Genomic DNA, 22,192 nt, shown 5'->3' on the forward strand with positions numbered 1-22,192 from the left:
CCGCCGCGCCGCGTCCGGTCACGCCCCCGGCGCCCGTCGCGCCGCCCGTGGCCGCCCCTGTCGCGCCCCCTGCCCCGACCGGCCCGGTGGACAGCCGCACCGGGCTGCACCAGGCCTCGCTGATTTCCGTGACCGGGGATGCGGACAGCCGCTTCACCGTGCTGTTCCGCCCCGCCCAGACCGATGACGCGAAAATCGACGCTGCGCCCGCGCAGCTTTGCCGCCAGGCGGGCCGCAGCCTGGAAGACAGCCGCACCAACAAGCCGGGCGCGGGCAGCGCCATGCCCGGCGTCCAGATGATGATCGTCACCTGCAGCGCCGCCTGACGCCGCATCCCATCCCCGCCCTATCCCCCATTGCGTCAAGGACGCGAGACCCCATGACCGACCAACCCAACAACGCCGATTTCCACGACTCGTCCTTCCTGCAAGGGCATAACGCCGCCTATATCGAACAGCTCTATGGCCAGTGGGCGCAGAACCCGGGGGCCTTCGACGCCGGCTGGGACGCCTTCTTCCGCAGCCTGGGCGATGCCGGAGAGGACGCCGCGCGCGAGGCCAGCGGCGCCAGCTGGAAGCGCGCCGACTGGCCGCCGGTTCCCACGGACGAGAACACCGCCGCCCTGACCGGCGAATGGCCGATGGCGTCCAAGGACGAAGCCAAGGCCGCGATGAAGAAGATTGCCGCCAAGGCCGAGGAAAAGGGCGTCAGCCTGACCGAGGACCAGATGCGCCAGGCGGTGCTGGACTCGATCCGCGCGCTGATGCTGATCCGCGCCTTCCGCATCCGGGGCCACCTGCACGCGAACCTCGATCCCCTTGGCCTGCGCGACGTGCCCGACCATGGCGAGCTGAACCCTGCGACCTATGGCTTCGGCCCCGGCGACATGGACCGGCCGATCTTCATCGACAACGTGCTGGGGCTGGAAATCGCATCCATCCGCCAGATCACCGACCTGATGCAGCGGACCTATTGCGGCACCTTCGCGATCCAGTTCATGCACATCTCGAACCCCGAGGAAGCGGGCTGGCTGAAGGAACGCATCGAAGGCTATGGCAAGGAAATCCAGTTCACCCAGGAAGGCCGCCGCGCCATCCTGAACAAGCTGGTCGAGGCCGAGGGCTTCGAGAAGTTCCTGCATGTGAAATACATGGGCACCAAGCGGTTCGGCCTTGACGGGGGCGAGGCGCTGATCCCGGCGATGGAGCAGATCATCAAGCGCGGCGGTGCGCTTGGCGTGAAGGAAATCGTCGTGGGGATGCCGCACCGGGGCCGGTTGTCGGTCCTGGCCAACGTCATGTCGAAACCCTACCGGGCGATCTTCCACGAATTCCAGGGCGGCTCTTTCAAGCCCGAGGACGTGGACGGTTCGGGCGACGTGAAATACCACCTGGGTGCCTCCAGCGACCGGGAATTCGACGGCAACACGGTTCACCTGTCGCTGACCGCCAACCCCAGCCACCTTGAGGCCGTGAACCCGGTCGTGCTGGGCAAGGCGCGCGCCAAGGGCGACCAACTGGGCGACACGCATGACCGCACGGCGGTGCTGCCGATCCTGCTGCATGGCGACGCGGCCTTCGCGGGCCAGGGCGTTGTCGCGGAATGCCTGCAACTGTCGGGCATCAAGGGCCACCGCACCGGCGGCTGCATCCATATCGTGGTGAACAACCAGATCGGCTTCACCACCGCGCCGCATTTCAGCCGCACCTCGCCTTATCCGACCGACATCGCGCTGATGGTCGAGGCGCCGATCTTCCACGTGAACGGCGACGACCCCGAGGCCGTGGTCCATGCCGCCAAGGTCGCGACCGAGTTCCGGCAGAAGTTCCAGAAGGACGTGGTCATCGACATCTTCTGCTATCGCCGCTTCGGTCACAACGAAGGCGACGAGCCGATGTTCACCAACCCGGCGATGTACAACCGCATCAAGGGCCACAAGACCACGCTGCAGCTTTACACCGAACGCCTGGTCGCCGACGGGCTGATCCCCGAGGGCGAGATCGAGGACATGAAGGCCGCCTTCCAGAACCACCTCAACGAGGAATTCGAGGTGGGCAAGGCCTTCAAGCCGAACAAGGCCGACTGGCTGGACGGCAAGTGGTCGGGCCTGGACCGCGAGGGCGCGGAATACGTGTCCGGTGAAACCGGGATCGAGCCTTCGACCATGGCCCAGATCGGCCGCGCGCTGACCACGGTTCCCGAAGGCCACAACCTGCACAAGACCGTGGGCCGGTTGCTGGACGCCAAGCGCCAGATGTTCGAGACGGGCCAGGGCTTCGACTGGGCCACGGGCGAGGCGCTGGCCTTCGGGTCGCTGCTGCTGGAAGGCAAGGGCGTGCGGCTGGCAGGTCAGGACAGCACGCGCGGCACCTTCAGCCAGCGCCATTCGGCCTTCATCGACCAGAAGACCGAGGACCGCTATTACCCCCTGAACCACATCGCGGAAGGCCAGGCGCATTACGAGGTCATCGACTCGATGCTGTCGGAATACGCGGTGCTGGGCTTTGAATACGGCTATTCGCTGGCCGAACCCAATGCCCTGGTGATGTGGGAAGCCCAGTTCGGCGATTTCGCCAACGGCGCGCAGATCATGTTCGACCAGTTCATCTCCTCGGGCGAGAAGAAATGGCTGCGCATGTCGGGCCTGGTGATGCTGCTGCCCCACGGCTTCGAGGGCCAGGGGCCGGAGCATTCCTCCGCCCGCCTGGAACGCTTCCTGCAGATGTGCGCCGAGGACAACTGGATCGTCGCCAACTGCACGACCCCGGCCAACTATTTCCACATCCTGCGCCGCCAGATGCACCGCCGCTTCCGCAAGCCCCTGGTGCTGATGACGCCGAAATCGCTGCTGCGCCATCCCAAGGCCATCAGCCGGGCCGAGGATTTCCAGACCGGATCGACCTTCCACCGCGTCTTGTGGGACGACGCGCAGCACGGCAATTCGGACACCACGCTGGTGCCCGATCACCGCATCCGCCGCGTCGTGATCTGTTCGGGCAAGGTTTATTACGACCTGCTGAAGGCGCGGGACGAGGCCGGGATCGACGACATCTATCTGCTGCGGCTGGAACAGTTCTATCCCTTCCCCGCGCAGTCGATGGTCAAGGAACTGGCCCGCTTCAAGGACGCGGAAATCATCTGGTGCCAGGAGGAACCCAAGAACCAGGGCGGGTGGAGCTTTGTCGAGCCCTATCTGGAATGGTCGCTGGACCGGCTGGGTGCGCGCCACAACCGCGCCCGCTATGTGGGCCGCAACGCCGCCGCCTCGGTCGCCACGGGCCTCGGCTCGCGCCACAAGGCGGAACAAGAGGCGCTGGTGTCCGAGGCGCTGTCGCTTGAAGGATAAGCCGATGCCCACCGAAGTCCGCGTGCCCGCCCTGGGCGAATCCGTCACCGAGGCGACCGTCGCCACCTGGTTCAAGAAGCCGGGTGACGCCGTCGCGGTGGACGAAATGCTGTGCGAGCTGGAAACCGACAAGGTGACGGTCGAGGTGCCAAGCCCCGCGGCGGGCACCCTGGCCCGGATCCTCGCCCTGGAAGGCGAGACCGTCGGCCCCGACGCCCTGCTGGCCCAGATCTCTGACGCCGGCGCCGAAGCCCCCAAAGAACAACCGCAGGCCGCACCGCAGACGGCCCAGAAGACCCCGGAAGGACAGAAAAACATGAGCGGCAAAACCGTGGACGTGATGGTCCCCGCCCTTGGCGAAAGCGTGACCGAGGCGACGGTCGCCACCTGGTTCAAGAAGCCGGGCGACAGCGTCGCGGTGGACGAGATGCTGTGCGAACTGGAAACCGACAAGGTTTCGGTCGAGGTTCCCGCCCCCGCCGCAGGCGTCCTGGCCGAGATCCTGGCCGAGGAAGGCGCGACCGTCGATGCCAAGGCGCGCCTTGCGATCATCACCGAAGGCGCGGCGGGTGCCGCTTCGGCCGGCAAGCCCGCCAGCGGCGCGGCTGACCACAAGGGCGCCTATGGCAACGCCGAGGCCCCGGTCGGCTCCGCCTCGGGCGGCGAGGATGGCGTGACGGCAGGCCAGGTCGGTTCCCCCGGCGCGGGCCCCGAGGACATGAAGCCGCGCACGGATGTCGAGGATGCGCCCTCGGCCCGCAAGGCCATGGCCGAAAAGGGCGTCAGCCGCGATCAGGTGACGGGTTCGGGCCGCGACGGCCGCGTGATGAAGGAAGACGTGGCCAAGGCACAGCCCGCCGCCCAACCTGCTGCGAAGCCCGCCCCTGCCCCCGCCGCCCCCCGCCCGGCCCAGGACGCCGCGCGCGAGGAACGCGTCAAGATGACCCGCCTGCGCCAGACCATCGCGCGGCGCCTGAAGGACGCGCAGAACACGGCGGCGATGCTGACCACCTATAATGAGGCCGACATGTCCGGCATCATGCAGCTTCGCAACGAATACAAGGACGCCTTCGAGAAGAAGCACAAGGTCAAGCTGGGCTTCATGTCCTTCTTCGTGAAGGCCTGCTGCCACGCGCTGAAGGAAGTCCCCGAGGTCAACGCGGAAATCGACGGCACCGACGTGGTTTACAAGAACTACGTCAACATGGGCGTGGCCGTGGGCACCCCGTCCGGCCTGGTCGTCCCGGTCGTGCGCGACGCCGACCAGAAGGGCTTTGCCGCGATCGAGAAGGAAATCGCCGAACTGGGCGCCAAGGGCCGCGACGGCAAGCTGACCATGCAGGAAATGCAGGGCGGCACCTTCACCATCTCGAACGGCGGTGTTTACGGCTCGCTGATGTCCTCGCCCATCCTGAACCCCCCGCAGTCGGGGATCCTGGGGATGCACAAGATCCAGGACCGCCCGATGGTCGTGGGCGGGCAGATCGTCATCCGCCCGATGATGTATCTGGCGCTGTCCTATGACCACCGGATCGTGGACGGCAAGGGCGCCGTGACCTTCCTCGTGCGGGTGAAAGAGGCGCTGGAGGATCCGCGCCGCCTGCTGATGGATCTGTGATCCAAGATAGCGATGTCTCGTATCCTGGCATTTATCTTAGCGGGAACATTGATAGGCCTCTTTGCAGGCCTATCAATGGGCGTTGCGGCTGGAGGCACGGCCTACAACGCAGCCATTATCTTTGCGCCTCTTGGTGGATTTATTGGTTGGCTGGTAGGCAGTCGATATCATGCCTCTGTGCCAGATCACGCCGTCCCTAAGCCCGACGAGAGCGTGGAAAAAACAATCTCGGATCAGCCTCAGCCTGTGATGAATGATAAGAAGGTTGAAAACGCACTAGTTTCGTTGATTACTTCTGGACTTGCGATCACTGCGGCGCTCTGGAATTTTCACGTCGATCTGCTTGATGCGGTCGGATTACTGCCGACATTCATCAAATCTCCTTGGCTGTTTGCTGCGCTTTGTATCGTTATCAGCATTTTCTTCCCGCCATTTTTGGTTGTTTACTTTGTTGCTTATATAGGCGCGCTTCATCACGGTATGAATGAAGAAACCAGCTATCGCGCAGTGATTTCCTAGGCTCATGGAGATGAATGCATGACCAATCAACTGATCGTCCATTACACCATCGCCGACTATGCCGCCTTCCGCGCGGCCTTCGACGCGGATGCCGAGGATCGGGGCCAGAACGGCTTGTCCCTGCTGCAATTGTGGCGCGAGGATGGCGGCAATGCCTGGGCGCTGTATCAGGTGAACGACGCCAAGGCGGCGCGGGCCTATCTGTCGTCTGGGGCGGGCGCCTTCAATGCGCAGGCTGGCGTGACGGCCACCGAGTTCCATTTCCTGGAAACCGCCTGAATGATGACCGCCGAACTGACCGTCCTGGCGCTTGCGGGTCTGTTGCAGGCCGTCCAGTTCGCAGCCTTTTCCATCGCGGCCAACCTTCAGGTCGGCCCCAGGGTGGCGATGGGTCCGCGCGACGATGTTCCCCCGTTGAAGGGAACCGCAGGCCGCCTGCACCGTGCGCTGAACAATCATTTCGAAGGGCTGATCCTGTTCACGCTGGCCGTGGTCGTGGTGACGCTGGGCGGGCAGGCCAGCGCCGTGACCGCCACCTGCGCATGGATTTATCTTGCCGCGCGACTGCTTTATGTCCCGGCCTATGTTCTTGGCTGGGTGCCCTGGCGCTCGGTCATCTGGGCCGTGGGGTTCGCGGCGACGATGTTGATGATACTGGCCGCGCTGGTCTGACCCGCGGCCCCGAGGGACAAGAAGGAACAAGCCATGTCCACCTATGATCTGATCGTGATCGGCGCCGGGCCGGGCGGCTATGTCTGCGCGATCCGGGCAGCCCAACTGGGCCTCAGGGTCGCCTGCGTCGAGGGGCGCGAGACGCTGGGCGGCACCTGCCTGAACGTGGGCTGCATCCCGTCCAAGGCGCTGCTGCACGCCAGCCACATGGCGCACGAGACGCACGAGAATTTCGCCAGGATGGGTCTGAACGTGGGCCATGTCGAGATCGACTGGCAGAAGATGCAGGCCTACAAGGCCGAAACGGTCGGCGGCAACACCAAGGGCATCGAGTTCCTGTTCAAGAAGAACAAGATCGACTGGCTGAAAGGCTGGGCGGTGATCGAGGCCCCGGGCCGCGTCAAGGTCGGCGACACGGTTCATGAGACGAAGAACATCGTGATCGCCAGCGGCTCGGTCCCGACCGCGCTGAAGGGCGTGACAGTGGACAACGACGCGGGCGTCGTGGTGGATTCGACCGGCGCGCTGACCCTGCCCAGGATCCCCGCATCCATGGTCGTGATCGGCGCAGGCGTGATCGGGCTGGAACTGGGCTCCGTCTATGCCCGCCTGGGCACCGAGGTCACGGTGGTCGAATACCTGGACGCCATCACCCCCGGCATGGACGCCGAGGTGCAGAAGCAGTTCCAGAAGATCCTAACCAAGCAGGGGCTCAAGTTCGTCCTGGGCGCCGCCGTGTCGGGGGTGGACACCGCTGATGGAAAAGCCAAGGTCAGCTATACCCTGCGCAAGGACAACAGCGAACAGGCGCTGGAGGCCGAGGTCGTGCTGGTCGCCACCGGCCGCCGCCCCTATGCCGACGGCCTGGGCCTTGACGCCGTGGGCGTGCAGATGACCGACCGGGGCTATGTCAAGGTGGACGGCCACTGGCAGACCTCGGTCCCCGGCATCTATGCCATCGGCGACGCGGCCCCCGGCCCGATGCTGGCCCACAAGGCCGAGGACGAGGGCATGGCGGTCGCCGAGGTGATCGCGGGCAAGCACGGCCACGTCAACTATGATGTGATCCCCGGCGTGATCTACACCATGCCCGAAGTCGCCGCCGTCGGCCTGACCGAGGACGCCGCCAAGGCCGCCGGGCGCAAGATCAAGGTGGGCAAGTTTCCCTTCATGGGCAATGCGCGCGCCAAGGCGGTGATGCAGGCGGACGGCTTCGTCAAGCTGATCGCGGATGCGGACACCGACCGGATCCTCGGCTGCCACATCATTGGCCCCAACGCGGGCGAGATGATCCACGAGGTCTGCGTGGCCATGGAATTCGGCGCCGCCGCCCAGGATCTGGCGCTGACCTGCCACGCGCATCCGACCACCTCGGAAGCGGTGCGGGAAGCGGCGCTTGCCTGCGGGGACGGCGCGATCCATGTCTGACCTTGGCCGCCGCGGCCTGATCCTTGCCACGCTTGCCCTTGCCGCCTGCGGCGGCGGGGGCGACCGGAAGATGCCGGGCGACATCGGACGCAACGGGCTTTACCCCAACGAGACGCCGCAGCTGCGGTCGCGCATCAACTTCTGGGCCGATCACTACGACGTGCCGCCCGCCATCGTGCAGCGGATCATCCTGCGGGAATCGCAGCACAATCCCGGGCTGCGGAACGGCCCCTATTACGGGCTGATGCAGCTGAACCCGCAGACCGCGCGGACGATGGGCCATCGCGGACCTGCCGCCAGCCTGCTCGATGCCGACACGAACCTGCGCTATGGCGTGAAATACCTGCGCGGCGCCTGGATGGTGGCCGAGGGCGATCCCGACCGGACGGTCATGTGGTATTCGCGCGGCTACTACTATGAGGCCAAGCGCAAGGGTCTGCTGAAGAAGACCGGCCTGCGCAGCTAGGATTTCTTCTTCACGCAAATATCCTCAGGGGGTGAATTGCGCCAAGGCGCAAGAGGGGGCGCGAGCGCCCCCTTTCTTTTGTCAAACGTGCCGCGCCGCCTTCAACGCCGCCACGCCGGGCAGTTCCTTGCCTTCCATCCATTCCAGGAAGGCCCCCCCGGCGGTCGAGATGAAGGTGAAATCGCCCGCCGCACCCGCCTTGTTCAGCGCCGCGACCGTATCGCCGCCGCCTGCGACCGAAATCAGCCTGCCTTCACGGGTCAGTTCTGCTGCCGCCTGGGCGGCCGCGTTGGTGGCGCGGTCGAAGGGCTCGATCTCGAAGGCGCCCAGGGGGCCGTTCCAGATCAGCGTCTTGCAGCGGGCCATGGCATCGCGCAGCGCCTCGACGGTCGCCGGACCCGCGTCCAGGATCATCGCGTCCGCCGGGCATTGATCGACCGGCAGCACCTGGGATTCGGCGCCCGCCTTGAATTCGCGCGCCACGACGATGTCCAGCGGCAGATGGATCACGCAGCCGCCCTGGTCGGCCTTGTCCAGGATCTGGCGCGCGGTGTCGGCCATGTCGCGTTCGGCCAGGGACTTGCCGACCTCGACCCCCTTGGCGACCAGGAAGGTGTTGGCCATCCCGCCGCCGATGACCAGGTGATCGACCTTGTCCACCAGGTTCATCAGCAGATCCAGCTTGGTCGAGACCTTGGCCCCGCCCACCACCGCCATGACCGGCCGCTGCGCATTGCCAAGCGCCGCGTCCAGCGCCTTGAGTTCCGCCTCCATCAGACGACCCGCGCCCGAGGGCAGCAGCCGCGCCAGCCCTTCGGTCGATCCATGCGCCCGATGCGCGGCGGAAAAGGCGTCGTTCACGAAAACCCCGCCCAAGGCGGCCAGGGACGCCGCGAAGGTGGGATCGTTCTTTTCCTCGCCCTCATGGAAGCGGGTGTTTTCCAAAAGCGCCACATCGCCCGGCTTGAGGCCCGCCACCACGCGCTTGGCGGGGCCGCCGATGCAGTCGTCCGCGAAGACCACGGGCTGCCCCAACGCAGCCTCCAGCGCGGGGACGATCTGCTTCAGGCTCATGCTGTCAACGCGCTTGCCCTTGGGCCGGTCGAAATGCGCCAGCAGGACGGGGATGCCCCCCTTGGCCTGGATGTCCTTGACCGTGGGCACGATCTTCTCGATCCGGGTGGCGTCGGTCACGCGGCCGTTTTCCACCGGCACGTTCACGTCCACACGGGTCAGGACGACCTTGCCGTCCATGTCCAGGTCATCGATTGTCTTGAAATCGGCCATCGTGTCGTCCTTTCGGGCATTGGGGCGTTGCGGGCTTGTCCCGCATGGGGCGGGTGGCGTCAACACTCGCATAAGGGTGATGGTTGCGTGAACGGCTTTGCGCGTTGCCCTTGGGGCGCCGAAGCCCTAGACCAAGACGCAAACGTGGCAAAGGAGGGCCGCATGGCCGAGATCACCGATCCCGAAAACACCATCATCATCGAATTGAAGGATGGCCCCGTCGTCATCCAGCTGCTGACCGATGTGGCCCCCAAACATGCCGCGCGCATGAAGGAACTGGCCCGCGCCGGGAAATACGACAACGTGGCCTTCCACCGCGTGATCGAGGGCTTCATGGCCCAGACCGGCGACGTGCAGCACGCCAACATGGAAAACAACTACAACCCCGGCCGCGCGGGCACCGGCGGTTCCGACCTGCCCGATCTTCCGGCGGAATTTTCCAAGCTGCCGCATGACCGGGGCACCCTGGGCGCGGCGCGCTCGCAGAACCCCAACAGCGCCAACAGCCAGTTCTTCATCAACTTCAAGGACAACCACTTCCTGAACGGCCAGTACACCGTTTATGGCCGGGTGATTTCCGGTATGGAGCATGTGGACAAGATCGCGCGCGGAGAGCCGCCCGCGAACCCCGACCGCATGATCAGCGTCAAGGTGGCCGCCGATGCGTAAGGCCCTGATCCCCGCCCTGATCCTGGCGGCATCCGCCGCCCATGCCCAGGAACCCGCGCATCAGGACGGCCCCGGCCCGAACATGGTGATCGAGGTCGCCGCCGCCGACGGCACGCCCAAGGGCACCATCACGCTGGACCTGCTGGCCGACAAGGCGCCGAACCATGTCGCGCGGCTGGTGGAACTGGCCAAGGCCGGCGCCTATGACGGCGTGGTCTTCCACCGCGTGATCGACGGCTTCATGGCCCAGACCGGCGATGTCGAACATGGCAAGCAGGGCGGCGCCAGCATCGCCATGGCAGGCACCGGCGGGTCCGGCAAGCCGGATCTCGAGGCCGAGTTCAACGATGTCTCGTTCCAGGCGGGCACCGTGGGCATGGCCCGCGCGCAGGATCCGAACAGCGCCAACAGCCAGTTCTTCATCGACCTGGCCCCCGCGACCTTTCTTGACGGGCAATACACCGTCGTGGGCCAGCTGGTCGATGGCTGGGACGTGCTGACCCAGATCAAGAAGGGCGATGCGAACGCCAATGGCACGGTCGAGGCCCCCGATTACATGGCCAAGGTCACGATCGTCGAATAAGACTGCACGAAAGGGGGCCCCGGCCCCCTTTTTCGCGCTTGCGGCATTGCCTGCCCCACGCCTATCTTTCGCGCGACATGGAACCGCGCAGCCTTCCCGATGTGACAGAGATCACCCCCTCGGCCGGGGTCGAACGCGCCTGCCACGGCTGGCGGGCGAAATGCCTGCAACGGCTGGTCAGGATGCGCCTGCCGGTGCCGCGCAGCTTTGCCATTCCTTCGGAAACCGTGCAGTCCATCGCCACCGGCAAGCGGGTCGATCTGGGGGCGCTTTCGGATCTGTTCAGCGAAGGCGACGGGCTGGTCAGCGTCCGCCCCTCGGCCATGATGCCGGAATGGGGGGGGCCGGGCACCATCCTGAACGTCGGCATCAACGACCAGACCCACGACCGGCTGGCCCGGCGCATCGGCCGCGCCAATGCCGACACCCTGTATCGCCGCTTTGTCCAGGGCTATGCGATCCACATCGCGCGGCTGGATCCCGACATGTTCGCCCAGGACGGCGACGACGCCCTGGCCGAGGCGCTGCGCTGTTACCGGGATGAGACCGACGAGGACTTCCCCCAGGATCCCGCCACCCAACTGGCCGAGGTGCTGCGGTCCATGGCGCGTGCCTGGGACGGCCCGACCGCCCGGCTGCTGCGCCAGGCCAAGGGCGCGCCCCCGGATGCGCCGCTGGGGCTGGTCGTCCAGCAGATGGCGCTTGGCCTGGGTCCGGGGCTGTGCGGGTCGGGCAGCATCCAGTTCGTCGATTCCGTCACCGGCGCGCCCCGCGTCACCGGCCGCTTCAAGCGCCAGCATCACGGCGGCGCCGAAGGGGCGGGGGCGGAAACCCAGTTCCTGACCCATGACGAGCGCGGCCCATCCCTGGAAGACAGCGCGCCCGAGGTCTTTGCCGACCTGATCCGCTTCGGCGTTGCCGCCCGCGAACGCCTGCGCGAGGAAATGCAGATCGAGTTCGTGGTGGCCGATGGCCATATCTCGATCATCGACGCCGTGCGGGTCCAGCGCACGTCCCGCGCGGGCGTCCGCATCGCCGTGGCCCTGGCCCGCGACGGCATCATCCCGGAATCCGAGGCCGTGATGCGCGTCGAACCCCGCGCGCTGGCGGATCTTTTGCACCAGCAGGTCGACCCGCGCGCGCCCCGCGAGGTGATCGCGCGCGGCATCAACGCCAGCCCCGGCGCGGCCACCGGCCGGATCGTCTTTACCTCGGCCGCGGCCCAGGCGGCGGCCGCGCGGGACGAGGCCTGCATCCTGGTCCGCCGCGAAACCGCGCCCGAGGATGTGCGCGGGATGCACGCCTCGGTCGGCGTGCTGACCGAACGGGGCGGCACCACCAGCCATGCCGCCGTGATCGCGCGCGGCATGGGCCTGCCCTGCATCGTGGGCGCCACCGGCATCAGCATCGACGCACGGCAACGGACGCTCCGCGCCGGGGCCGTCACGCTGCTGGAAGGCGACGAGATCACCATCGACGGGTCCAGCGGCGAGGTGCTGGCGGGCCGCGTTTCCCTGCTGGAACCGGCGCTGGACGACAACTTCGCGCAGCTTCTGGACTGGGCCGATGCCGAGGGCGGGATCGGCGTGCGCGCCAATGCCGACACGCCCGAGGACGCCCTGACCGCCCGGCGCTTCAACGCGCAGGGCATCGGCCTTTGCCGCACGGAACACATGTTCTTCGACGCCGAGCGCCTGCCCGCCATGCGCGAGATGATCTTTGCCGACACCCCCCAGGACCGCCGCCTGGCGCTGGACCGCATCCTGCCCATGCAGCGCCAGGATTTCACCGCTTTGTTCGAGATCATGGCGGGCCTGCCCGTCACCATCCGCCTGTTCGACCCGCCCTTGCACGAGTTCCTGCCCCACGACCGCGAGGGGCTGCGCGAACTGGCCGATGCCATGGACCTGCCCTTGTCCGACGTGACCCGCCGGGTCGAGGCGCTGTCGGAATTCAACCCCATGCTGGGGATGCGCGGGGTCCGCCTGGGCATCACCGTCCCCGAAATCTATGACATGCAGGCCCGCGCCATCTTCGAGGCCACGGTCGAGGCCAGCCGCAAGGGCGACCCCGTGGTTCCGGAAATCATGATCCCCCTGGTCAGCGCCATGCGAGAGGTCGAGCTGGTCAAGAACCGCATCGACGCCGTGGCCGCCGCCGTCAGGAACGACCGCCACGCCGATTTCACCTATCGCCTGGGGGTGATGGTCGAAACGCCGCGCGCCTGCCTGCGGGCGGGCGACATCGCCGCGCATTCGGCCTTCCTGTCCTTCGGCACGAACGACCTGACGCAGATGACATACGGCCTGTCGCGCGACGATGCCGGGCGCTTCATGGGCACCTATGTCGGCCAGGGTGTCTATGAGGAAGATCCCTTCCACTGCCTGGACCAGGACGGCGTGGGGGAATTGCTGCTGACGGGGGCGCAGCGGGCGCGCCAGCAGCATTCGGGCATCACCATCTCGGTCTGCGGGGAACATGGCGGCAATCCCGAATCGATCGCCTTCTGCCACGATGCGGGCTTCGATTATGTCTCCTGCTCGCCCTTCCGGGTGCCGGTGGCGCGGCTGGCGGCGGCGCAATCGGCCCTGCGCGCGCGGCTTTTGCACCCGGACGGCTGACTGATTCGCCGTCGCTGGACGCGGATTGTCGCGTTGCGACAGTCCCTTGCCGCACCCTTGCAGGTTGTCATTTTGCCGAAACCCGCCGGTCGGCGCTTTTCGGGTCGGCGGGATGCTGCCGGAAATCGCCGGTTTTGTCCCCATCCGGGTCTTCACGGGCAAGTTCCGTAGATGAGCCGGTCGTTAAAACCGTAATCATTCCGCTGACCCCGCTGGCGTCCATCTGATCTGGACCTTGGGGATCTTAACGACCTGTCCACCAGGCACGGTTATAGGGATAGATATGAAAACGCTGCTTCAGCGGTTGGCGCCGTCTTGCCTGTGCGCCGCCGCCCTGACCCTGACTGCGACAAGCGCATTCGCGGGCAACGGCTCGCTGTTCTCGACCGATTCCGGGCTGTTCGATGCCCCGACCCTGGCTGCCGCACATGCAGGCGACGCCCGCCGCCCGAAGCCGCTTCTATATACGGATGCCGAGCCTGTGAAGGCCGAAAATCGTGCTGCCGATGAAAATCCCGACGCCAACATGCTGCTGGCCAGCACCGCCAAGGCCACGCGGGGCCGGTTCGACGAACGCGACCTGAACTGCCTGGCCGAGGCGATCTATCACGAGGCGCGCGGCGAAAGCACCCGCGGCCAGGCCGCCGTGGCCGAGGTGATCCTGAACCGCGTGGACAGCCGGCAATTCGCCTCATCTGTCTGCGGGGTGGTGAACCAGCCCAGCCAGTTCAGCTATACCATCGGCGGGCGCAAGGCGATCGGCAACAAGGCCGCCTATCTGCGCGCCCGCGACATCGCCCGCCATGCCCTGGCGGGCGCGCCGCGCGTGCTGACCGGCGGGGCCACCTATTTCCACACCCCCGCCGTCCGCCCGGCCTGGTCGCGCCGCTTCCAGCGCACCGTGCAGATCGGCCAGCACATCTTCTATCGCCCCGGCGGGCAGCGCGTCGCCTCGAACTGAAGGCCGGGCTTGCCTGCGGGCGGGATTTGCTGTGAATAACCGGGCATGAACCAGCCCGACCGCATCCACCTGCGCGACCATGTCGTTGCCGCCGAAATCGGCGCCTTCCAGTCCGAACGCGGCCAGACGCAGCGCCTGCGCTTTGCCCTGACCGTCGATCTGCGCGATCCCGTGGACGCGGGCGACGACCATGTGGATCGGATCCTGTCCTATGACGTGCTGGTCCAGGCGGTCGATGCCGCCCTGGCCGACCAGCGTTACAACCTGGTCGAGACGCTGGCCGAACGCATCGCCGCCGAGGTGCTGGCCCATCCGCAGGCCGCCCGGATCGAGGTTTGCGTGGAAAAGCTGGACCGGGGGCCCGGCGCCCTGGGCATCACCATCAGCCGCGATGCGGGCCGCGTGGCGGTGGCGCGCCAGCACCTGCGGGTGCGGATCGTCGTGGGCCAGCCCGCGGCCCTGCCCACAGGCGCCGTGATCCTGCTGCCCGCCGCCCCCGCCCTGCCGCTGCCGCAGGGGGGCGATGCGCGGCGTATCGCCCTGCTGGGCCTTGATCAGGCCGCCTGGATCCTGGCGCAGGCCCTGGGGGTCGAGGTGGCCGAGACGCGGACCGAACTTGACGCCGCCATCCGCGACGAACGCCCGGTGGTCTGGGCCCCCGCGCGGCTGGCGGTCGAGGCCCCCGCGACCGCGCCCGAGGCCCCCGCCCTGGCCTTCTGGCTGGCCCCGCGCCTTGCCGCCGACCGCATCGACTTTGCAGCCGACGCGCCCCCTGCCCCGGATGGGCTTGCCATTCCGGTGGGCCGAATCCCCGGGGCTGCGGAATGACGCTCTATTACCGCCCGCTGCCCATCCCGCATGGCCGCTATCCTCTGGCAGGCGGCTGGATCCGGTTTTCGCAGGTCGAGATCCTGGAACGTGGCCGCCCGCCCCGCGTCGGCAACGCCATTCCCGCCGAGGTGCTGGAGCGCCTGACCGCTCCCCGTCCCGCCTTGGCCGGGCTGTCGCTGGACCGCCCCCGCGTCATGGGCATCGTCAACGCCACGCCCGACAGCTTTTCGGACGGCGGCGCCTATGACCCCGCCGGGCATGGGCGGCAGCTGATCCACGAGGGCGCCGACCTTCTGGACATCGGCGGCGAATCCACCCGGCCCGGGGCGGCCGAGGTTCCGGTGGCCGATGAGATCGCCCGCATCACCCCCGCGATCCGCGCGCTGTCCGGCAGCGCGCCGGTGTCGGTCGATACGCGCAAGGCCCCCGTGGCGCTCGCCGCGCTGGAGGCCGGGGCGGCGATGGTCAACGACGTGTCAGGCTTCGACTTCGACCCTGCCCTGCCCCCCCTGGTGGCGCAGGCGCAGGTGCCGGTCTGCCTGATGCACGCCCGGGGCCTGCCCGCGACGATGCAGGACGATCCGTGCTATGACGACGTGCTGCTGGACGTTTATGACGCGCTGGAGGCCCGCATCCGCCGGGCCGAGGCGGCGGGCATCCCGCGCGCGCATATCGTCGTCGATCCGGGCATCGGTTTCGGCAAGACGCAGGCCCACAATCTTGCCATCCTGCGGCGGATTTCGCTGTATCATGGGCTTGGCTGCGCGATCCTGCTGGGCGTCTCGCGCAAGCGGTTCATCGGCACGATCGGGAAGGCGGAGGATCCCGCCGACCGATCCCCGGGGACGCTTGCGCTGACCCTGGCGGCGGTGGCGCAGGGGGTGCAGGTTCACCGCGTCCATGACGTGCGCGGTCTGGTTCAGGGTTTGCGGCTGTGGCAGGCCGTCAATGACAACGAAAAGGCAGAATAGATGAGCAGAGGCTTGTTCGGGACCGACGGCGTGCGCGGACGCGCCAACACATATCCCATGACGGCCGAGATGGCGTTGCGCCTCGGCGCCGCCGCCGGCCGGTATTTCCGGCGCGACGGGCATGACAGCGCCCATCGCGTGGTGATCGGCAAGGACACGCGCCTGTCGGGCTACATGCTGGAAAACGCGCTGACGGCGGGGCTGACCAGCACCGGCATGAACGTGCTGCTGCTGGGCCCGGTGCCGACCCCCGCCGTGGGCTTCCTGACCCGGTCGATGCGCGCGGACGTGGGCATCATGATTTCTGCCAGCCACAACCCGGCCGAGGACAACGGCATCAAGTTCTTCGGCCCAGACGGTTTCAAGCTGTCCGACGAGGCCGAGGCCGAGATCGAGGCCATCGTCGCCGGAGAGATCGTTCCCGCCCAACCCGCCAATATCGGCCGTGCCAGGCGGATCGACGACGGGCGGGGCCGTTATGTCGAATATGCCAAGACGACCTTCCCGGCGGGCCAGCGGCTGGACGGACTGCGCGTGGTGATCGATTGCGCCAACGGCGCCGCCTATCGCGCCGCGCCCGACGTGTTGTGGGAACTGGGGGCCGAGGTGATCTCGATCGGCGTGGATCCCGACGGGCGCAACATCAACGCGGGCGTGGGATCCACCCATCCCGAGGCCTGCGCGCGGGCCGTGGTTGAACACGGCGCGCATCTGGGCATCAGCCTGGACGGCGACGCGGACCGGGTCATCATCATCGACGAAAAGGGCCGCGTGGCCGACGGCGACCAGATCATGGCGCTGATGGCCGCCCGCTGGGCCGAACAGGGCCGCCTGCGGGGCAATGCGCTGGTCGCCACCGTGATGTCGAACCTGGGGCTGGAGCATTTCCTGTCGGACCGGGGCCTGCGGCTGGAACGCACCAAGGTGGGCGACCGCTATGTGGTGGAACGGATGCGCGAGGGCGGCTTCAACCTGGGGGGCGAGCAGTCGGGCCATATCGTGATGACCGACTATGCCACCACCGGCGACGGGCTGATCGCGGCGATGCAGTTCCTGGCCGCGATGGCCGAGACCGGCCAGACGGCCAGCCGGCTGTCCGCGCAGTTCGACCCCGTGCCGCAGATGCTGAAGAACGTGCGCTACGCCGCGGGCGCCGACCCCTTGTCCGCCGCCGCCGTCCGCGCGGTCATCGCCGATGCCGAGGCGCGCCTGGCGGGCACCGGCCGCGTCCTGATACGCAAGTCGGGCACCGAGCCCCTGATCCGCGTCATGGCCGAGGCCGAGAACGAGGTGGTCCTGCGCGAGGTCGTGGACGGGATCGTCGCGGCGGTGGAAAAGGCGGCCTGAGACGGCAAAGCCGGGGGGCCAGCCCCCCGGACCCCCCGGGATATTTAAGCCAAGATGAAAGGGGTTCAGGGCGTTTCCGCCACTGGATCGAAGTCGTAGATCCAGTCGAAGCGCGACAGGATCGTGCCCGGCGCGATGCGGCCCCCAAGGCGCAGCGCGGCATGGGCGGCAAGGCGCTTGGGGCCCGTCAGGTGATAGTTGCGGGCGTTGTCGTTCGCGGCGGCGACAATGCGCGCGGCGCGCGGCTTGCGCAGGTTCTGATAGCGCGACAGCGCGGTTTCCTGGTCGGGCGTCGCGTCCAGGCAGGCGGCAAGGGTCCAGGCATCCTCGATCGCCATGCAGGCGCCCTGGGCCATGAAGGGCAGCGTCGGATGGGCGGCGTCGCCCCCGATCGCCATGCGGCCGTCCTGCCAGCGGGCCGCGATCTGATGGCGGAACAGGCCCCAGACATGCACCTGGTCCACCTGCGCCAGCCAGCCGGGCACCGGGCCGCCAAAACCGGCAAAGGCCGCGCGCAGGTTGGCGGGATCGTCGGGGCGCGACCAGCCCTCGTCCTGCCAGTCGCGGGTTTCCAGAACGGCCACGATGTTGCGCTGGCCTTGGCCCAACGGATAGCTGACCAGATGGCGGTTTGGGCCCATGAAGACCTGCGCCTCGGGTGTCTGGTCGTTGTCGCTGATCACGGCGCGCCAGGCGGTCTGGCCGGTGAAGAAGGGCACCTCGCGCCCGTTCAGCGCCGTGCGGATGCGGCTGTGCAGCCCGTCGGCGCCGATCAGCAGGGGGGCTTCGGGCGGCGTCTCGACGGCCTGGCCCAGGTCGATCCGCACCCCGGCCGACAGTGCGGCCTGTTCCAGAACCTCGATCAGGCGGGCGCGGTGGATCAGCCGGAACCGCGCGCCGGGGCGGTGACGGGCCAGGTCCAGGCGCACCACCTCGGCCCCCGAGGCGTCGCGCAGCCGCACCGCAAGGCTTGGCAACGACACCGCGTCCAGCGCCGGGCCAAGGCCGAGCGCGTCCAGGACGCGCATCGCGTTGGGGGAAAGTTGCAGGCCCGCGCCTACCTCGGTGATGGCGGGGGCGCGTTCCAGGACCGTGACCTCGGCCCCGCGCAGGCGCAGCGCCAGGGCGGCGGTCAGGCCCGCAACGCCGCCGCCGACAATGGCGACGGGCCGTGATTGCAGCGCCCCGGGCATCGGTCAGTCGTCGCGGTGGACCCGTTCGCGCCGTTCGTGGCGTTCCTGCGCTTCCAGCGTCATGGTGGCGATGGGGCGGGCGTCCAGGCGTTTCAGGCTGATCGGCTCGCCGGTCATCTCGCAATAGCCGTATTCGCCCGTCTCGATCCGGCGCAGGGCCGCGTCGATCTTGCTGACCAGCTTGCGCTGGCGGTCGCGGGTGCGCAGTTCGATGGCGCGGTCGGTTTCCTCGGACGCGCGGTCGGCCAGGTCGGGGACCGAACGGGCGCTGTCCTGCAGGCCTTCCAGCGTCTCGGCGGATTGTTCCAGCAATTCCTGCTTCCAGGCTTCCAGCTTGCGCCGGAAATATTCAAGCTGCCGGTCGTTCATGAAGGGCTCATCCTCGGCGGGACGATAGTCCTGGGGCAGGAAGGTCTGGGCTTTCATAATCCTCTCCGGCGGCGCCGGGCTGGAACACGAAACCGGCACCTTGCGCGCCCCCTTAAAGTATGACGTGGTGCTTGTCACTAGCCGAAACGATCAGGCATGGACAGGACGCGAAACCATGCGTTGCTTGTCCGCAACCAGTTCACCTGAAAGGAGTGTTTCATGCAGTTCACCGGCACCGGCCGTTATGTCGCCCCGCCCGACCTGGCGATCGCGGTGAATGCCGCCGTGACGCTGGAACGTCCGCTGCTGGTCAAGGGGGAACCCGGAACCGGCAAGACCGAGCTGGCCCGGCAGGTGGCCGAAAGCCTGTCCCTGCCCATCATCGAATGGCACGTGAAATCAACCACCAAGGCCCAGCAGGGATTGTATGAATACGACGCCGTCAGCCGGTTGCGCGACAGCCAGCTGGGCGATGCGCGGGTCCATGACGTGTCGAACTATATCCGCCGGGGCAAGCTGTGGCAGGCCTTCACGGCGCCCGGCAAGGTGGTCCTGCTGATCGACGAGATCGACAAGGCCGATATCGAGTTTCCCAATGACCTGCTCCAGGAACTCGACCGGATGGAGTTTCACGTTTACGAGACGGGCGAGACGATCCGCGCCGCGCATCGGCCGGTGGTCATCATCACCTCGAACAACGAAAAGGAACTGCCCGACGCGTTCCTGCGGCGGTGCTTTTTCCACTATATCCGCTTTCCCGACGCCGAGACGCTGCGCGCCATCGTGGACGTGCATTACCCGGGGCTGAAGCGCGGGCTGCTGGACCAGGCGCTGACGCAGTTCTTCGATCTGCGCGACACGCCGGGGCTGAAGAAGAAGCCCTCGACCAGCGAGCTTCTGGACTGGCTGAAGCTGATCCTGGCCGAGGATCTGGCGCCCGAGGATCTGAAGCGCGATCCCCACACGATGCTGCCGAAACTGCACGGCGCGCTGCTGAAGAACGAACAGGACGTGGCGCTGTTCGAGAAGCTGGCCTTCATGGCGCGGCGGCAGCGCTAGGCCCCTTCAGGATGCAGAACCGGGTCCGCTGGCGGGATCGTCGGCGGCGCGGCCCGCGCCCATGCCAAGGCCCATTCCCATGCCGCCGCCGCCCCCTTCACCGCCGCCGCCTCCACCGCCGCCGCTGCGGGACCGCCCCTCCTCCCGCCCCTTGCCGCCGCCGGGCGCGGGGCGGGTCGGACCCTGGGGCGGGATGGCCAGGTTCGCGGGCACGGGGTCCAGGTCCAAGGCCTGGCGGATGAAGTCGCGCAGGGACCGGACCAGGTCGCCGGTATGCACGGGCCGCCCTTCCACCAGGTCGCGGGCGGCGCGTTCGGCCAGGCGGACATGGGTCTCGGTCCCCAGCAGCAGGATGTCGGACAGCGCGCCTTCCACCGCGTCGCGGATGCGGCGGGCGCGGTCCGACCCCTCGGGCAGGTCCGCGCCCCCCGCGGCGCGTTGGCGCAGGTCGCGCAGGTGGGTGGGATCCACCGCCAGGTCGCCGGTGAAGGATCCGCCCAGCACCTTGTAGGCGGCGATCAGCACCCGCAGGCGTTCGTTGATCTGGCGGTTCATCCGCTCGCGCCGCTGCTGGACGGTGAACATCACCAGCACGCGGATGCCGATGCCGATCAGCGCGAACAGGGCAATCCCGATCACCGTGGACAGGATGCTGTTCCAGTTGCTGAGGTCGATCATGCGCATGAGGGATCCTTTCTGTCGGATGGCCGCATGTTCGGGCCGTGACGCGGCGGGAACAAGTCCGATTTCGGAATTGAAAACGTGGCCTTGTCGTGACCTTCTGCGCAAAACCAGAGGAGGACGACATGACCCAGGGCTTTGACACCACCGCCATTCACGCAGGCACTGCTCCCGATCCCGCGACAGGGGCGCGGCAGGTGCCGATCTATCAAACGACATCCTATGTCTTCAAGGACACCGACCACGCCGCCCGCCTGTTCGGGCTGCAAGAGGTCGGCTACATCTATTCCCGCCTGACCAACCCGACCGTGGGCGCGCTTCAGAACCGGGTCGCCGCGCTGGAAGGCGGGGCGGGCGCAGTCTGCTGTTCGTCGGGACACGCGGCGCAGCTCATGGCGCTGTTCCCGCTGATGGCGCCTGGGCGGAATATCATTGCCTCGACCCGGCTTTACGGCGGGACCGTCACGCAGTTCAGCCACACCATCAGGCGGTTCGGCTGGCAGGCCAAGTTCGTGGATTTCGACGATCTGGACGCCCTGCGCGGGGCCATCGACGGTGACACCCGCGCGGTCTTCTGCGAATCGATCAGCAATCCCGGCGGCTATGTCACCGACATTCCGGCGGTGGCTGACATCACCAAGGCCGCGGGCGTGCCCCTGATCGTGGACAACACGCTGGCCACCCCCTACCTGTGCCGCCCCATCGAGATGGGCGCGACCCTGGTCGTCCATTCCCTGACCAAATACATGACCGGCAACGGCACCGTGACGGGCGGCGCGGTGGTGGACAGCGGCACGTTCGACTGGTCGGCATCCGGCAAGTTCCCCAGCCTGTCGGACCCCGAGCCCGCCTATCACGGGCTGCGCTTCCACGAAACCTTCGGCCCGGCGGCCTTCACCTTCCATTCCATCGCCATCGGCTTGCGCGACCTGGGCATGACCATGAACCCGCAGGGCGCGCATTACACGCTGATGGGGATCGAGACGCTGGGCCTGCGCATGGCCCGCCATGTGGACAACGCCCAGAAGGTCGCCGAATGGCTGGAAAACGACCCGCGCGTCACCGCCGTGACCTATGCGGGGCTGGCTTCGTCCCCCTGGAACGCGACGGCCAGGCGGCTTTATCCCAAGGGCGCGGGGGCGCTGTTCACCTTTTCGGTCAAGGGCGGCTATGACGCGGCGGTGAAACTGGTCGGCGCGCTGAAGCTGTTCAGCCATGTGGCGAACCTGGGCGATGCGCGGTCGCTGGTGATCCATTCGGCATCCACCACGCACCGCCAGTTGACCGAGGATCAGCAGCGCGCCGCAGGGGCCGCGCCCGATCTTCTGCGCCTGTCCATCGGGATCGAGGATCCGGCCGACCTGATCGCGGATCTGGATCAGGCGCTGGCGACGGCGGTCGCATAAAGGACAGGGGGCGCCAGGCCCCCTGTCCGGTCAGTTCGCGGGCGGCGGGGCTGCGGGGGCCTCGCCCATGGGCACGACAGGCTCGCCCGGCTCGGGCGCGCCGGTGTCGGTGCCCAGCGGCGGGGGCAGGTCGCCGGGCGCGGGGGTCACAGGGTCCGCCCCCGG

General features: G+C 67.5%; 22 protein-coding genes. 17 read left to right on the top strand and 5 right to left on the bottom strand.

What is annotated here, in order from left to right; genetic code table 11:
- From JX613_RS17915 to JX613_RS17950, 8 genes are all read left to right on the top strand, one after another.
- On the top strand, nt 1–326 hold a 326-nt coding region (locus tag JX613_RS17915), incomplete at its 5' end, for a hypothetical protein (protein ID WP_207102837.1).
- 53 nt (nt 327–379) lie between these two features.
- Nucleotides 380–3,346 carry a 2-oxoglutarate dehydrogenase E1 component gene (locus JX613_RS17920; protein WP_207102838.1) on the top strand — a complete coding sequence of 989 codons (2,967 nt, stop codon included), beginning with the start codon at nt 380–382 and terminating at the stop codon, nt 3,344–3,346.
- Nucleotides 3,347–3,350: 4 nt separating this feature from the next.
- Nucleotides 3,351–4,964, top strand: coding sequence for a 2-oxoglutarate dehydrogenase complex dihydrolipoyllysine-residue succinyltransferase (gene odhB, locus JX613_RS17925; protein ID WP_207102839.1), 1,614 nt, complete (start codon nt 3,351–3,353; stop codon nt 4,962–4,964).
- 12 nt (nt 4,965–4,976) lie between these two features.
- Nucleotides 4,977–5,483 (top strand): hypothetical protein, encoded by a 507-nt coding sequence (locus JX613_RS17930; protein WP_207102840.1) that lies wholly within the window; start codon nt 4,977–4,979, stop codon nt 5,481–5,483.
- Between the two features lie 18 nt (nt 5,484–5,501).
- Entirely contained in the window at nt 5,502–5,762 is a 261-nt protein-coding gene (locus JX613_RS17935) for a hypothetical protein (RefSeq protein ID WP_207102841.1), read from the top strand.
- Between the two features lie 3 nt (nt 5,763–5,765).
- On the top strand, nt 5,766–6,155 hold the full coding sequence (locus JX613_RS17940; RefSeq protein WP_207102857.1) for an MAPEG family protein: 390 nt from the start codon (nt 5,766–5,768) through the stop codon (nt 6,153–6,155).
- A 33-nt stretch (nt 6,156–6,188) separates the two neighbouring features.
- Nucleotides 6,189–7,583 (top strand): dihydrolipoyl dehydrogenase, encoded by a 1,395-nt coding sequence (gene lpdA / locus JX613_RS17945; protein ID WP_207102842.1) that lies wholly within the window; start codon nt 6,189–6,191, stop codon nt 7,581–7,583.
- Nucleotides 7,576–8,049 (top strand): transglycosylase SLT domain-containing protein, encoded by a 474-nt coding sequence (locus JX613_RS17950; RefSeq protein WP_207102843.1) that lies wholly within the window; start codon nt 7,576–7,578, stop codon nt 8,047–8,049. Before lpdA ends, JX613_RS17950 begins: the two co-directional genes overlap by 8 nt.
- Before the next feature lie 81 nt (nt 8,050–8,130).
- Here JX613_RS17950 and JX613_RS17955 read toward each other — a convergent pair whose 3' ends face one another.
- Nucleotides 8,131–9,336, bottom strand: coding sequence for a phosphoglycerate kinase (locus JX613_RS17955; protein ID WP_207102844.1), 1,206 nt, complete (start codon nt 9,334–9,336; stop codon nt 8,131–8,133).
- A 162-nt stretch (nt 9,337–9,498) separates the two neighbouring features.
- On the opposite strand from JX613_RS17955, the gene JX613_RS17960 reads away from it, so the two are divergent.
- From JX613_RS17960 to JX613_RS17970, 3 genes are all read left to right on the top strand, one after another.
- Nucleotides 9,499–10,005: a peptidylprolyl isomerase gene (locus JX613_RS17960; protein ID WP_207102845.1), complete on the top strand. Its 507-nt coding sequence runs from the start codon at nt 9,499–9,501 to the stop codon at nt 10,003–10,005.
- A complete protein-coding gene (locus JX613_RS17965; protein WP_207102846.1) occupies nt 9,998–10,588 on the top strand; it encodes a peptidylprolyl isomerase in 591 nt (196 codons plus the stop codon). The genes JX613_RS17960 and JX613_RS17965 overlap by 8 nt, the downstream gene beginning before the upstream one ends.
- Nucleotides 10,589–10,665: 77 nt before the next feature.
- Nucleotides 10,666–13,209 (top strand): putative PEP-binding protein, encoded by a 2,544-nt coding sequence (locus tag JX613_RS17970; RefSeq protein ID WP_207102858.1) that lies wholly within the window; start codon nt 10,666–10,668, stop codon nt 13,207–13,209.
- 67 nt (nt 13,210–13,276) lie between these two features.
- Here the strand turns inward: JX613_RS17970 and JX613_RS17975 are convergent, their stop codons facing one another.
- Nucleotides 13,277–13,432 carry a hypothetical protein gene (locus JX613_RS17975; RefSeq protein ID WP_207102847.1) on the bottom strand — a complete coding sequence of 52 codons (156 nt, stop codon included), beginning with the start codon at nt 13,430–13,432 and terminating at the stop codon, nt 13,277–13,279.
- Nucleotides 13,433–13,492: 60 nt separating this feature from the next.
- Here JX613_RS17975 and JX613_RS17980 point away from each other — a divergent pair, with 60 nt between their 5' ends.
- The 4 genes from JX613_RS17980 to glmM are packed head-to-tail and all read left to right on the top strand — an operon-like array spanning nt 13,493 to nt 17,319.
- Nucleotides 13,493–14,170 carry a cell wall hydrolase gene (locus JX613_RS17980; RefSeq protein ID WP_207102848.1) on the top strand — a complete coding sequence of 226 codons (678 nt, stop codon included), beginning with the start codon at nt 13,493–13,495 and terminating at the stop codon, nt 14,168–14,170.
- A gap of 45 nt (nt 14,171–14,215) precedes the next feature.
- Nucleotides 14,216–14,998: a dihydroneopterin aldolase gene (locus JX613_RS17985; protein WP_207102849.1), complete on the top strand. Its 783-nt coding sequence runs from the start codon at nt 14,216–14,218 to the stop codon at nt 14,996–14,998.
- A complete protein-coding gene (folP, locus tag JX613_RS17990; protein ID WP_207102850.1) occupies nt 14,995–15,972 on the top strand; it encodes a dihydropteroate synthase in 978 nt (325 codons plus the stop codon). Before JX613_RS17985 ends, folP begins: the two co-directional genes overlap by 4 nt.
- On the top strand, nt 15,973–17,319 hold the full coding sequence (gene glmM, locus JX613_RS17995) for a phosphoglucosamine mutase (protein WP_207102851.1): 1,347 nt from the start codon (nt 15,973–15,975) through the stop codon (nt 17,317–17,319).
- Nucleotides 17,320–17,384: 65 nt separating this feature from the next.
- Here glmM and JX613_RS18000 read toward each other — a convergent pair whose 3' ends face one another.
- Nucleotides 17,385–18,512, bottom strand: coding sequence for an FAD-dependent oxidoreductase (locus JX613_RS18000; protein ID WP_207102852.1), 1,128 nt, complete (start codon nt 18,510–18,512; stop codon nt 17,385–17,387).
- A gap of 3 nt (nt 18,513–18,515) precedes the next feature.
- Nucleotides 18,516–18,938, bottom strand: coding sequence for an RNA polymerase-binding protein DksA (gene dksA / locus JX613_RS18005; RefSeq protein ID WP_207102853.1), 423 nt, complete (start codon nt 18,936–18,938; stop codon nt 18,516–18,518).
- Between the two features lie 162 nt (nt 18,939–19,100).
- On the opposite strand from dksA, the gene JX613_RS18010 reads away from it, so the two are divergent.
- Complete coding sequence (locus JX613_RS18010) at nt 19,101–19,940, top strand: AAA family ATPase (protein ID WP_207102854.1); 840 nt, start codon at nt 19,101–19,103, stop codon at nt 19,938–19,940.
- A gap of 6 nt (nt 19,941–19,946) precedes the next feature.
- Here the strand turns inward: JX613_RS18010 and JX613_RS18015 are convergent, their stop codons facing one another.
- Nucleotides 19,947–20,624, bottom strand: a complete 678-nt coding sequence (locus JX613_RS18015) for a hypothetical protein (RefSeq protein WP_207102855.1) — start codon at nt 20,622–20,624, stop codon at nt 19,947–19,949.
- A gap of 122 nt (nt 20,625–20,746) precedes the next feature.
- Here JX613_RS18015 and JX613_RS18020 point away from each other — a divergent pair, with 122 nt between their 5' ends.
- Entirely contained in the window at nt 20,747–22,027 is a 1,281-nt protein-coding gene (locus tag JX613_RS18020; protein WP_207102856.1) for an O-acetylhomoserine aminocarboxypropyltransferase/cysteine synthase family protein, read from the top strand.
- Nucleotides 22,028–22,192: the final 165 nt, after the last annotated feature.

This window comes from Paracoccus shandongensis (assembly GCF_017315735.1).
In the GTDB taxonomy this organism is placed as follows: domain Bacteria; phylum Pseudomonadota; class Alphaproteobacteria; order Rhodobacterales; family Rhodobacteraceae; genus Paracoccus; species Paracoccus shandongensis.

Excerpts from the sequence above, each read along its gene's own strand:
- JX613_RS17920 (WP_207102838.1), top strand. The coding sequence starts at position 380 with ATGACCGACCAACCCAACAACGCCGATTTCCACGACTCGTCCTTCCTG.
- odhB (WP_207102839.1), top strand. The coding sequence starts at position 3,351 with ATGCCCACCGAAGTCCGCGTGCCCGCCCTGGGCGAATCCGTCACCGAG.
- JX613_RS17930 (WP_207102840.1), top strand. The coding sequence starts at position 4,977 with ATGTCTCGTATCCTGGCATTTATCTTAGCGGGAACATTGATAGGCCTC.
- JX613_RS17935 (WP_207102841.1), top strand. The coding sequence starts at position 5,502 with ATGACCAATCAACTGATCGTCCATTACACCATCGCCGACTATGCCGCC.
- JX613_RS17940 (WP_207102857.1), top strand. The coding sequence starts at position 5,766 with ATGACCGCCGAACTGACCGTCCTGGCGCTTGCGGGTCTGTTGCAGGCC.
- lpdA (WP_207102842.1), top strand. The coding sequence starts at position 6,189 with ATGTCCACCTATGATCTGATCGTGATCGGCGCCGGGCCGGGCGGCTAT.
- JX613_RS17950 (WP_207102843.1), top strand. The coding sequence starts at position 7,576 with ATGTCTGACCTTGGCCGCCGCGGCCTGATCCTTGCCACGCTTGCCCTT.
- JX613_RS17955 (WP_207102844.1), bottom strand. The coding sequence starts at position 9,336 with ATGGCCGATTTCAAGACAATCGATGACCTGGACATGGACGGCAAGGTC.
- JX613_RS17960 (WP_207102845.1), top strand. The coding sequence starts at position 9,499 with ATGGCCGAGATCACCGATCCCGAAAACACCATCATCATCGAATTGAAG.
- JX613_RS17965 (WP_207102846.1), top strand. The coding sequence starts at position 9,998 with ATGCGTAAGGCCCTGATCCCCGCCCTGATCCTGGCGGCATCCGCCGCC.
- JX613_RS17970 (WP_207102858.1), top strand. The coding sequence starts at position 10,666 with ATGGAACCGCGCAGCCTTCCCGATGTGACAGAGATCACCCCCTCGGCC.
- JX613_RS17975 (WP_207102847.1), bottom strand. The coding sequence starts at position 13,432 with ATGGACGCCAGCGGGGTCAGCGGAATGATTACGGTTTTAACGACCGGC.
- JX613_RS17980 (WP_207102848.1), top strand. The coding sequence starts at position 13,493 with ATGAAAACGCTGCTTCAGCGGTTGGCGCCGTCTTGCCTGTGCGCCGCC.
- JX613_RS17985 (WP_207102849.1), top strand. The coding sequence starts at position 14,216 with ATGAACCAGCCCGACCGCATCCACCTGCGCGACCATGTCGTTGCCGCC.
- folP (WP_207102850.1), top strand. The coding sequence starts at position 14,995 with ATGACGCTCTATTACCGCCCGCTGCCCATCCCGCATGGCCGCTATCCT.
- glmM (WP_207102851.1), top strand. The coding sequence starts at position 15,973 with ATGAGCAGAGGCTTGTTCGGGACCGACGGCGTGCGCGGACGCGCCAAC.
- JX613_RS18000 (WP_207102852.1), bottom strand. The coding sequence starts at position 18,512 with ATGCCCGGGGCGCTGCAATCACGGCCCGTCGCCATTGTCGGCGGCGGC.
- dksA (WP_207102853.1), bottom strand. The coding sequence starts at position 18,938 with ATGAAAGCCCAGACCTTCCTGCCCCAGGACTATCGTCCCGCCGAGGAT.
- JX613_RS18010 (WP_207102854.1), top strand. The coding sequence starts at position 19,101 with ATGCAGTTCACCGGCACCGGCCGTTATGTCGCCCCGCCCGACCTGGCG.
- JX613_RS18015 (WP_207102855.1), bottom strand. The coding sequence starts at position 20,624 with ATGCGCATGATCGACCTCAGCAACTGGAACAGCATCCTGTCCACGGTG.
- JX613_RS18020 (WP_207102856.1), top strand. The coding sequence starts at position 20,747 with ATGACCCAGGGCTTTGACACCACCGCCATTCACGCAGGCACTGCTCCC.